Below are 12,716 nucleotides of genomic sequence, written 5' to 3' on the forward strand. Positions count from 1 at the left end.
GTAATAGCATTTACTGTCGCACTGGTAACTACTGTACATCCCGAAGTATTAGAATCCGTAACTCTAAAACTATACGTCCCAGACGATGCTGCCGTATAAACATTGCTTCCAATCGCTGTAAATGAAGCACCTCCATTTGTCGAAACTTCATAAGTATAACCAGGCATTCCTCCTAAAGCCGTAATAGTAATCTGAGCCTCTGGTGCTGTCGGTGAACAGCTAAGTTCTCTGCTTACTGATGCCGAGGCTGTCAGTTCTGGATAAACCCTAACAGCTGCTGATGGTATAATACAGCCATTTCTATCCTTAACATGAACAGTATAAGTACCAGGACTTACCGTAAAGGTAGAAACTGATGTGAAAGTGCCGGTAACCCCTCCAATACTATAAGTCAATGGTGCCAAGCCTGTGCCAATCGCTGTAATGGTAAAACTACTGCCTGTACCCATACACTGATTGTCTACAGAAGCGCTTACACTTGGTACTGAATCTGTACCTATACTAACATCTACTTTATAAGTACAACCGTTAGCATCCTTAACCCAAATATCCCACTCGGTATTGACTCCGGAATTAGTATCAACTGTGAAAACTGAAGATGCAATATAATCAGATAACACTGGTGCAACCCCGTCATGCTTGTAAGCATAACTATAAGCCGGAGTTCCTCCAGTAGCAGTTACCGTAATTTGTGAATTATCATTATTGCAATTTATATTCGTACCTAAAGCACTTGTAATAGATACAGCTGCTGATGGTTGTGCAAGTGTGATACTATAAGTTACCGGACAATTTGTTTTTCTATCTGTTACTGTAATAGTATAAACTCCTGCAGGTTGTGCAGCAGCAACATTTATAGTGGTTACTGTTTCATTAACATTATTAGCACTCTGAATTATAGTTCCTCCCGCATTTCTAATTACATAATCATAACCTCTGTCTTTTACACCGTTTACTGTAAATTGAATTGTTCCGTTTTCACCAAAACATTTAATTGGTGTTAATACAGAACCACCCGCAACGATATCCGGAACACTTTTTATATTATAATTTAAATCGAAACTACATCCGTTTTTATCTGTAGCCCTAAAAATATAGTCTCCAGGCTTAAGATTTTTAAATTCACCATCTGCTACGATAGCAGAACTATACCCTGAAGGACCTGATATGATTTGATAACGAATAGGTGATATTCCTCCTATTGCCTGAAATTTAACATGAGCTTCATAAGCAGGACACTCTAAACCTGTATCAAATAATACATTAATACCCGTAATAGATGATTTTGGGTTAATCACTACCTGTATTGGTCCAAGTTGACAACCCTTACTATCTTTAATATAAGCAGTTATTGTTCCTGCCGAACTTGTAGAATAAGTATTACTTGAGGTAAAATTAGAACTTCCATTAAAACTATATTGGTAAGTTCCAGAACCTCCTGAAGCTACGACAGTTACAACAGCCGGTACAGTACCTGTACTGCTACAACCTAAATCAGTAGCACCAATTGTTCCGGAAACAGCATCTGGATTTACTATAATAACATCTCTCACAGCAGATTCACAGCCTTTACTGTCAATTACTTTGATATTATAAGTACCCGATGCTAAACCAATAAACTGATTAGTTGACTGAGTAGTATAAGTTGATGCAGAACTTAGTTTAATTGCATAAGTATAAACCGATGTAAATCCATCTGCAGCTGTAACTGTAATGGTACCATCATTTGCATTATTACAAGTAATATCGGTTTTGTTAAATGTTAAACTTGGAATTGTTTTTGGAGAAACTATTATAGTATTACTTGTTGCCGTACAACCTTTACTGTCTGTAACTGTAAATACATAATTTCCTGCCTGAGTAGCCTCATAAGGAAAAGAAGTAACTACATCAGAAGTTCCTCCATTACGGGATACACTATAAGTATAAGGTGTACCATAACCTCCGGATACAGCTGTAGTAATAGAGCCATTAACCAAACATGTTAAATCTTGGGTTAAAGTTGCATTTAATTGTAATTGAGGTTCAATAATAATTCCTGAAATTGTAGCAATACAATTATTAGTATCTGTTACTACAATTGTATGCGTTCCAGGCGCTACATTATTAAATGTATTAGTTGTAATTGGAGTATTATTATCTAATTTATAAGTATATGGTGACAATCCTCCTGTTACAGTTACAACTAAACTAGCAGGATTAGAAGGTGTATAACACCAATCTGTTGCATCAGCTAAAATTGCTGTTGGTCCGGTTGGCCTTGTTATTGTTATAGCTGCAGATGGCGCAGACAAACAATCATTTGCATCTTTTACTATAACTGTATAAGTTCCTTCGCCTATTCCTGTAAAAGTTTTATCTGACTGAAATGCTCTTACAATTCCTGAACTATTACTTAATTGATATTGATAACTTCCTGTACCACCTGTAACTGTTGTAACGGTTATTGATGCATCTGGAGATGGTGCGCAGGTTAAAGCTGTTTTATCAACCTGAACAATAAGTATTGGTTGAGGCTCCTTTATTTCAGATTCAAATGAAAACTGACAAGTTCCTGCAACGTCATTTTTTACAATTACTTTATAAATCCCTGCGTTTAAAGAAACAGTTACTGGTGAAGTAGTTGAAGAATCCCAAGTTGAACCATTATCTGTAGAATAAAAGAAGCCTGTATTTGTATTAAAATTGCTTGCAGTAATAATGATACTTCCTTTATTACCAATACACTTAGCATCCTGAATTCCTGGTGTCGGTACATTAAAAGCACCGTCAGTATCAATAACCACAGGAATTTCTATTTCGTTTCCACAGGCTTTCGGTATCTGATAAACAAGAATATCATCGATAGCTAAGTCGTTACCTTGTTTCTCAGCTAAATTGGACAAAATTTGAAACTCCAAAGATGTATTATCTCCTGGGTTTAATTTAAAAATTTGACCTCCTGCCAAATCAGTTGTTGAATGCCATTTTTCATCTCTTGGAATTAACGGAAAATCTATAGGCGTTCCAACCACAACTCCATTTTTAACCAATCTTACGGTTAACTGAGGAGATGCCAAATTATTAGATGCTTTAAGTAAATTAATCATATACAAAGACACACTCATATCTTGATTTGGCAAAATATCATTAATTGTCTTACTATACAAAACAGCTCCTGCTTGAAGTTCACCAATATTAACGGCTAAAAACCTTCCGTTAGTAACCGTTGGCGTATTATTTAATACTGCTGTATGATCTTTGGGCAAAATCCAATTAAAATCTGGTCCATGATCAGGAAGTAATGCACTCGTAACTACATAATCACCATCATTCATTAACCATGGATGCCAATCTTCTGGGTTAATACGGATACAATCTACAATAGCGTCTTGTTTTTCCCAACAATAAAGTGAATTGATACCCGGTGATTGAGTATCACCACCTCTTCCAAAATCTTCCTGTAATAAATTACTGTATGTAGAAACCTTTTGTATATTATATTTTACAACAACCTTATGATTACCGGCAGGAACATTTTCAAATACATTACTTGTTATTGGTGTATTTGGAACAGCAGGTTCCAACCCGTCTTTTTTCAAATAATATTCATAAGTGTAGGTTGTTCCATTACTTGTAGGCGTATTTACCACAACAGTTGCAGTTGCCGAACCATCGCAATTGTATATAGGATTAATATTATTGTCAATAGACGGATCCTCAGGTTTTGGATCTAAAATAACATTATAAGGAATTTTATAAATACATCCTTTATCATCCTTAACACGCAAATCATAAGGAATAGGTGAAGACACTACATGCTTTTCCGGAGAATTTTGCCAACTTGCTCCACCATTAAAACTATATTGGTAAGGAGAAGTTCCACCTTCAACATTTGTAAATCTTATTAATCCCGTTGGCTGTCCTCCTTCCAATGGTCCACATCCCGCTAATTCAGCAACACCAGCAGAAGCAGTTACAGATGAAGTTGGTCCTGTTATAATAAATTCTTGTGCCGGATCAGAACATTCAAGTGTTTCTGTATAAGGATGATAAGAAACAGGATAAGTTACACTATATCTAACTTTAACATTATACGTCCCTGGTGACAGATTTGTAAAAATAGGGCTAGTTTGGTAAGTTCCTCCATTATTAATACTATACCCCATCGTGTAACCTGTAGTTGGACTTGTCAGGTTAATTCTTATCTCTGCCGGATCATCGTAACAATTTATACTCGTAGGAGCAATAATATTATAAGTTGGTTTAGGAGTTTTAGGAACATTAATTGTTACAATTTTTTCACAATTGCCCTCAACTACTCTGATAGTATAAAGACCTGCAGTTGGAGCATCAATTTCTTTTGAATTCTGAAAAGTAGACGAGCCATTTACAAAATAAGAATAATTTTTCCAATCCGGATCTGTTGTGATCAGGATTTTTCCTGGTCCACAATCAGTTAAAGGTTTTACAATAGATGGTATTGCTTTTATTTCACTTGCAGGGGGATTTATACCAACGTAATAATTTGTAAAAGTACATCCATCCTCTGTTCGCACTGTAAAAGAATATCCTCCTGAATCTAAATTATCAAAAAGATAATCTCCCGCTGATACAGGACCCACTTTTTGAATGGAAGTATTATTTCTGAAAAGTTCGTAGTAATACTGTCCTCTTACTCCAGAAGTATTGACTTTTATACTTCCTTTATCTCCAAAACATATCGGTTGTGTTACAATTGTTTGAACATCTAACTTTCTGTCTACAATATTAACCGAAACTTCAAATATACATGGGTTTGTTACTACTCCTGTTTGTTTAATATATACTGTATAGTTCCCAGCCGAATTTATTGGAGAAAAGACATTACTGCTGGTATATGTTCCGTTTTTACTCAGACTATATACATATCCTGAAGGAAGACCATTTACTGTAATTTTACCTTTTGTATTACAATAAATATCATTGTAAGTTACTGTAGGATTTAATTCGTTTTTATAAACATTGAAATAAAACTGATTAAAACAAGTATTATTTTGATATCTAATTGTTAAACGATATTGTCCTTTTGTATCTGCCCTGTAATCAGGACCTGTGCCTACCGGCAGCCACTTACATAATTCATTTTCATTGGCACATTTGTCATTTGCCACAGCATCACACGTGCTTTCGTCTAGTTTTTCCCAAAATATTGTAGTCGCAGTAGCAGATATACCTGTTTTTATGTCTCTAAAATCACTGGCACCACATAAAAACAAATTAGGCAAAAATTTACCACTATCCGGACATTGTGTAATAGAACCAGCATAAGGAGCCCTTGCATAAGGCAATACCGGATTTTCTAATAATCCATTCGGCAGTGTTACTGTAAATTTTTCTTCTATTGACAAACAAGGAGCGGGTGCAGTATTTTTTACATAATATACACCTTCTTTTACAACTGTTAATGTCTGACCCGTTCCAATTACAGGTGTTCCTGTTGAACTTGTTGACCATGAATAACTGCTGTATCCGTTAGCTGCTTTTATTTGAATACTTGTTCCACATAAAACTTCATTTTTTTCAAATTTACAATCGTCAACATCAACTAAAAAATTTGTAGATTGTGGTATACCAATATTACAACTTGTATAAGAATCTAAACTTTTATCACCAAAAATTCCCGTATTATAAGTACCCGAATAATTTGATAATGCAGTATTCCTAATAATATTAGAACAAACATCACTAATCTCACTACAAGTTTCTACTACTTTAACCTTAAACCTAATAGTATATCTTGGATCACTTACTTCAACAAATTGCCTTGGAACCGTAAATGTAATGGTACGGGTGGCCGCATCATAAGTATGGGTCACTCTGTATGTATTACGACCAATAACAATAGGTGCTGGTAATTCAACTATATCAGTAGGATAAACAAATTTTGTATTAATAGGTAAAATATCTGTTATAGTAAAATTGGTAGCATTATCATTACCCTGATTTTGAAACCCAATTACGTAGTGTAACTCCTTACCTAAAGTAACATCTTTTCCTCCCATATTAATTGGAGGAGTTGGAGGGGTTGTTATAGGTACATTATAATCAAAAACCTCTTTCGTTAAAGTAATTTTTGGCTCAATAATATCAACGGCAAATGTGGACAAAAATGCAGCAAAACCATCCCCGCCTCCTGGTCCGTCATTTGTAAACATTCGAAAAGTTCCCTGAGTTGCCCCATTAGGAATTACAGAATTCGATGGGTTTGGAATCTCTAAATAATCAATATCAAAACCTAGATTATTACGATTGGTTGGATTACGATTGGTGACCTGAGCGTTATCAACCGTGATAGTAGCATTAAAGAAATTTGAATCTGTTTCGGGGCTAAGAGTTGTAGGGTTAAGCGAATTAGTAATAGAAGTAAAAGAACTATTAACTGTAGTTATAGGAACCAAACCATTTTTAAATAATAAACCGTCTCCTTTTTTATCAAAGTCACCATCTAATGCTGCAACACCTATTTTAGCAATAACAGGAAATCCTGCTGGCAAGGTTTGAAATCCGCTAATAGGAATATCTACAGTTAATAATTTATCAGTTCCAGCATCAACATTGGTCATTTGAGCACCGTCAAAAACCGAAATATATTTACTTGAAACCGTTGGACTTTCATAAATAACTACTAACGACCATCCTCCGGCACTTCCTCCTCTTCTAATACCTGTTGTTGCCCTTATATTAGCTACCGTATAAGTTTGGTCAGCATTTGGTAAAGCTTGTAATATACTCGTTACATCTTTAAAACAAACGTAAACGCCATTATTAAAATTGTTGCTGTTATTACCTTTAAAAATTACTTCTTTAGGATCAGTTTTACTAGCTGTTAATGTTTGATATGTACCATTACCTATTTTAAGTTTAACCTGATTCCAATCGGTTTCAGCAGTAGAGCCACAATTAAAGCAGTTACCATCTGTACTTGATCCGTTAGGATACATAGCTGACCAGTATAATCCTGCAAAAACAATCCTTTTACAACTATTATTGATAGCTAAATCTGCACTACTGGAACTAAAGTTACCATTAGTATTATCTACGTTAAGATAAACAGCATCTAAATCATTGTTGTTTTTAGTTCCGTTATAAGGTAGTCTCTCTCCCTTTGGAGTTAAAATTGTATTTCCAATAATCTTAATATCACCTTGTACTTTAAGATACTTATTTCCTTTTCCATCATCGAGTCTGGCAGAAAATTTTGTTCCCACCTGCGCATGACCAATATTAAAAGCAAAAAGCAACAAAAACACAAGAATAGCAGTACTCTTGATTTTTATTGCTTTTAAATTCTTTACTTCTTTTTTGTACAAAAAAAGAAATCTTAAATCGTTAAATTGATTTTCGGCAAATAATACAAAATTTGTAATCATTGCTAAAACCAATCCTGCAGGTTTAAAAGTAGTAGGGTTTTTCATGGTATTTACTTTTTTTGGGGCTTCTTTTTTTATAATCTAAGGGGCATTAGAAGATAAATTTTGGGCGCTTTAAAAATATTTATTTTTTATTAGTCCTTCTTAAATTTTAAAAAGGACTTATTTTTTATTCCTGATTCTATTATTAATTTTCAACTTTTACAATTACCATTCTGTTATTGTAAGGTTTACTTCCTTTTGCTTCTAATGCCTTAGTTGCGCCAGATAAGTCTTCATGTTTTTCGTAATAAATATAATATTTACTTGTCGTCACATTGTAAAAGAAATTAACATCTGAACGTCCAGCGGCAACAGCTTTTCTTAAAAATTCATCTCGTTTTTCAACACTGTTATGCACTGCAATAATTAGATAATAACCACTTTCAGAATTTTTAATATTCTTAATAATTTGCATATTTGACTGGTCTTCACCAAAATCAAAATCGCTTTCTGTTAATGGAGTACTACTTAATTTTGTTGTTTCTTTTATACGTTTAAGAGCTGCAACATCCTGAGCATATCTTCCTTCATCATTTTCATAAGCCGCACGTTTAATTCTACGTTTTTTCTCAATTTCTGTTTCAGTCTTAATACGCTCTAAATTTGTAATTAATGCGATATTATCTTGCTCAGCTTTTAATTGAGCTGCTTTTAATTCATTGATTTTTTCTAAATAAGCTCTATTTAAAGCATCATTTTTATTAGGAACTTTTTTAAGTCTTTCGTTATATAGGTTTGTTAAATTAGTTATAGCGTTCTTTTGAGTTCTGTTTGCATCTGCTATTTGACTTTTTAGAGATTCAATTTGTGCGTTCTCTGCGCTAACACTCTTAAATGGCTTAGGTTCTTTATAAATACCTTTTTCACTCAAATCATTTTCTTCCTTCATATCATTCAGGTCTTTTTGCTTATTCGCAACAGTAGTATTAAACTGGGCAATCAAGTCAGACTGAGTTTTTCCTGAATTTTCAACTAACTGAGTTAAGTTATCAAGCTCTTTTGCACTTTCATCTTTTAAAGCTGCAGCTGCTAATGCTTCTGCATCGGCTTTTGCTTTAGCATCTGCCGCAAGTTTTGCCTGAAGCGCTTCTGCATCGGCTTTTGCTTTAGCATCTGCCGCAAGTTTTGCCTGAAGCGCTTCTGCATCAGCTTTTGCTTTAGCATCTGCTGCAAGTTTTGCCTGAAGCGCTTCTGCATCAGCTTTTGCTTTAGCATCTGCTGCAAGTTTTGCCTGAAGCGCTTCTGCATCAGCTTTTGCTTTGGCATCTGCCGCAAGTTTTGCCTGAAGAGCTTCTGCATCAGCTTTTGCTTTAGCATCTGCCGCAAGTTTTGCCTGAAGAGCTTCTGCATCGGCTTTTGCTTTAGCATCTGCCGCAAGTTTTGCCTGAAGAGCTTCTGCATCGGCTTTTGCTTTAGCATCTGCTGCAAGTTTTATTTTAAGAGCTTCTGCATCGGCTTTTGCTTTGGCTTCTGCCGCAAGTTTTGCCTGAAGCGCTTCTGCATCGGCTTTTGCTTTAGCTTCCTCAGCTAATTTCAATTGTTTTGCTTCCGCTTCTGCTTTCGCTTTATTAGTAGCTTCTGCATCAGCTTTTACTTTAGCATCTGCAAGTAATTTTGCTTGTAAAGCTTCCATATCAGCTTTCGCTTTAGCATCTGCCGCAAGTTTTGCCTGAAGCGCTTCTGCATCGGCTTTTGCTTTAGCATCTGCTGCTAATTTTATTTTAAGAGCTTCTGCGTCGGCTTTTGCTTTGGCATCTGCAACAAGTTTTATCTGTAATGCTTCAGCATCAGCCTTTGCTTTTGCTTCTGCAGCTATTCTTGCTTGTCTTGCTTCTGCATCGGCTTTTACCTTCGCTTCAGCAGCTAATCTTTCTTTTTCTGCAGCTAATTCAGCTGTTCTAGCTTTTGCATCTGCAGCTGCTTTTGCTTTTGCTGCAGCATCTTTTGCAGCTTTTGTTTTAGCTTCTGCAGCAGCTTTTGCTTTAGCTTCTGCAGCTAATCTGGCTTGTAAAGCATCTGAATCGGCTTTTGCTTTGGCATCTGCTGCTATAATAGACTGTAAATCTGCAGCTTCCATTTTTGCTTTAGCTTCCGCTTTACGTTTAGCTTCTTCTGCATCTGCTTTTGCTTTGGCATCCGCTAATAATTTAGTTTTTGTTGCCTCTGCATCAGCATTTACTTTTGCATCTGCCGCCAATTTAATTTTTAATGCTTCTGCATCAGCTTTCGCTTTGGTATCTGCCGCTAATTTTGCTTTTGCAGCTGCCTCAGCGTCTGCTTTAACTTTTTCAGCTGCAGCTAATCTTACCTGTAATGCTTCTGCATCAGCTTTTGCTTTGGCTTCAGCAGCTAATTTTGCTTTTGTTGCTCCATCAACTCTGGTAATTGGAGTAGTTGATTTTTTTGCTATTACTGGTTTTGGTTTAGAAGTGTCTATCAAAGAACCTTCTTCATCATCACCATAATAATAATTGGTATTTTTAAATTTATATGCAATCACAAATTCATGAGAGGAGCCAAGATTGGTAAAATTACCTAACCCTCTTTCGTAATTATATTCTATTGCAATATTAGGTGTTATATTAACACCCAAACCTGCTGAAATTCCATTTAAAGTATTGTAACCAGCTTGTGCCCAAATTCCTTGTGGAATAGTAAGCATAGCGAGTCCCGAAATTATGGTATTGTCCTTTTTAATTTCTGTTTTTACAATACCTGAAAATTTACTTTGATCAAAAAAACCATAGCTGTCAATATAGCCAGTGTACATAGCATGCAATTGAATCGCTTTTTCAGGATCTTCCTTAACCATTCCTGAACCAAAATTATACAGGATTAAATTGTTCATGGATAATCCGAAATCAAGAAAAGCGGTTCCGTAATTGATCCCCGGATTTATTGCAATTAATGTGTTTGAAGGATAATCTCCATTCAAAACACCAGGACTTTCTGAAATGATTTTACCCTTGTCTAAACCGCTTTGGTAAGCGCCAACGTTTAATCCAAAAGTTAAATTACTATCTTCTTGTAATTCGATATTATGAGCAAAATTAAAAACTCCGCCAAAAACAGTCATCAAACCATAATTTTGCTGAAATAAGCCAATTGCGTACCCATCGTTTTCTTTTAAACGCCCAGAATAATTAAAAAGGTAAGTATTAGGCGCATCATCAAATTGTAAGTATTGTCTTTTATTATAAAAACTTACTGTTGGATTTTGCTCTCGAACAAAACTAAATGTCGGGTTAATTAAATATCTATTAAACTTTAATGAATTTCGTATGGGTAATGAAAACGAAACAACTCCATTCTCATTTGTATCCTGAGAATAGAGTAATTGTGATGTACCGTAAAATAAAGTTAAGAATAGTAGGATTTTCTTCATATTATTTTAGCACCGTTATTGATCCTTTTTTTTCACCTGCATCGCCTTTAATGACATAGTAATATACCGGATTTACATTTTTAATATCTAATCCAGACTGTGGCCAGTCACTTTGGTAATTAACAACGTCCAAAACTTTTTCTCCGTTTGAACTAATGATTATTACTTTAGTATTTTCATTTCTGTACACATCAGGAATGTTCCAATATGGGGAATCGCTCAATTTAATTATATTTGGAATTACTGTAGCAAGACCAGGAGGACCATTAACTTTAAAACTAAATTCTTTTGAAGAAATACACCCACCAGCCTGAGAAATTTTTACTCTATAATTTCCTCTAAAAGAAACTAAATAAGTATCACCTGTAGCTCCTGCAATAAGATTACCATTCAAATACCATTCATAAGTTGGACTTGCAGCATCATCTGTTACAGAAACACTTAAAGTTTCACCTTCGTTGATAGTTGTTTCTTCAGCAACATCGATACTTGCATCAAAACTATTGCTAATTAGGTTAATCTTTGCTGATCCTGAGCAACCTCCAAAATTAACATCAACGGTATAAACGCCGGCTTCGTTTGTAGCATAAGTACGGCTTGTTACACCACTAATTACTACACCGTCTTTTTTCCATATATAACTATTTCCGGAGGTTGCTGTTAAAATGGTATTACCCCCATCTGCACAAAAAGGATTTCCTAAACTTGAACTAATTGAAACTGATGCACCTGATCCTGATGAACTTGTAACTGTAACCCGATTAGAACTCCAGTTGTTCTCAGAACACTTACCATAATCAATTTTTGCATAATAACTACCAGGAGTGTTCACTGTTAAACTGGCTGCGCTTTGTCCGGAAACAACAACTTCATCCTTGTACCAGATGTATTTTAAATTGGGATAATTTACCGGTGAAGATTCTTTTACAGCCGGAGTAGGGTTGTCAATTGAAAGTGTCATGCTTCCACCACTGCAAAAAGAAGCGGTAGCAGATTGGTTATTTATAGAAAATAAATCTACATAATTTTTGTAATAAATAGAATAAGAATCATTATTACCAAAGTTTCTTATCCTTTGGCTATTGATACCGTTATTACTTCTTATTCTTAAGCTATATCCGTCAGATCCCTTTAAATCAACTGGTATCGCAAATTTAATTTTTTGCTGCGTTGCAGATATGGTTGTTACCTCTAATGTATTAGCAAAAACCGGAGAAGCTAAAAAATTACCATTCTCATCAGATATTTCAACAGCAAAAGTTACATCAGCAGGAAAACCACTGTATGCAAAACTTGCATAATACTCATTAAAGGGTTTGCCGTTAACAAAATCTCCTGCACAAATATTTACAAAATCAGATTTACTTGCTGAAATTATTGCTTGGGCATTAGACTGATAAACGGTAAAGAAAAATACTCCTAAAAAAAGTAATGATTTTATCAGAGAAAGAGTAGTTTTTTTCATCATATAGTACGAATTCTGGCTAAGTCTATATCTTCAAAAAACAAAATATCTATAAACGTTTCAGAAAAATCATATTTATAATTTTCAATAATATCTTTTGCTAATGCAGAATATGCAGCGATATTTTTTGACTGATTTTTAGAGTTCGTATCTGTATTTATTTTATCAATTCCTACAGCTTCTACAGCAAAGCTATCCTTGGGGATGGATAGCTCTACTATAAACTGTTTAGAATACTCTAAATTAATTACAGGGGTAATTGCGGTTATTTGGTTTAATTTTTTTAACGCTTCAGGACTACCAATTTCAAAATTTGAATTTTTAGATTTTTCAATTTTGCTTTGGGCATATAAACTTAACGTTAAAGGAGAAACCAAAAATATTGTATATATAAAATACTTTTTAATACTTGGGGCCATATTCTGTTTTGATC

Annotated in this window: 4 protein-coding genes; all 4 read right to left on the bottom strand. The window is 34.8% G+C overall.

Going from position 1 to position 12,716, the window contains the following annotated elements; translation table 11 throughout:
• Positions 1 to 7,436, bottom strand: a 7,436-nt coding sequence (locus tag FLV_RS14940) for a SprB repeat-containing protein (RefSeq protein ID WP_243234945.1), incomplete at its 3' end; no start/stop codon positions are given.
• Between the two features lie 142 nt (positions 7,437 to 7,578).
• On the bottom strand, positions 7,579 to 10,818 hold the full coding sequence (locus tag FLV_RS14945; RefSeq protein ID WP_243234946.1) for a type IX secretion system membrane protein PorP/SprF: 3,240 nt from the start codon (positions 10,816 to 10,818) through the stop codon (positions 7,579 to 7,581).
• A 1-nt stretch (position 10,819) separates the two neighbouring features.
• Positions 10,820 to 12,286 carry a gliding motility protein SprC gene (gene sprC / locus FLV_RS14950; RefSeq protein WP_317235676.1) on the bottom strand — a complete coding sequence of 489 codons (1,467 nt, stop codon included), beginning with the start codon at positions 12,284 to 12,286 and terminating at the stop codon, positions 10,820 to 10,822.
• Positions 12,283 to 12,702 carry a hypothetical protein gene (locus tag FLV_RS14955; RefSeq protein ID WP_243234947.1) on the bottom strand — a complete coding sequence of 140 codons (420 nt, stop codon included), beginning with the start codon at positions 12,700 to 12,702 and terminating at the stop codon, positions 12,283 to 12,285. The genes sprC and FLV_RS14955 overlap by 4 nt, the downstream gene beginning before the upstream one ends.
• Positions 12,703 to 12,716: the final 14 nt, after the last annotated feature.

This window comes from Flavobacterium pectinovorum (genome assembly GCF_022802975.1).
In the GTDB taxonomy this organism is placed as follows: Bacteria; Bacteroidota; Bacteroidia; order Flavobacteriales; family Flavobacteriaceae; genus Flavobacterium; species Flavobacterium pectinovorum_B.

Bases quoted from the DNA above. Each gene is read 5' to 3' on its own strand.
- FLV_RS14945 (WP_243234946.1), bottom strand. From the start codon at position 10,818: ATGAAGAAAATCCTACTATTCTTAACTTTATTTTACGGTACATCACAA.
- sprC (WP_317235676.1), bottom strand. From the start codon at position 12,286: ATGATGAAAAAAACTACTCTTTCTCTGATAAAATCATTACTTTTTTTA.
- FLV_RS14955 (WP_243234947.1), bottom strand. From the start codon at position 12,702: ATGGCCCCAAGTATTAAAAAGTATTTTATATATACAATATTTTTGGTT.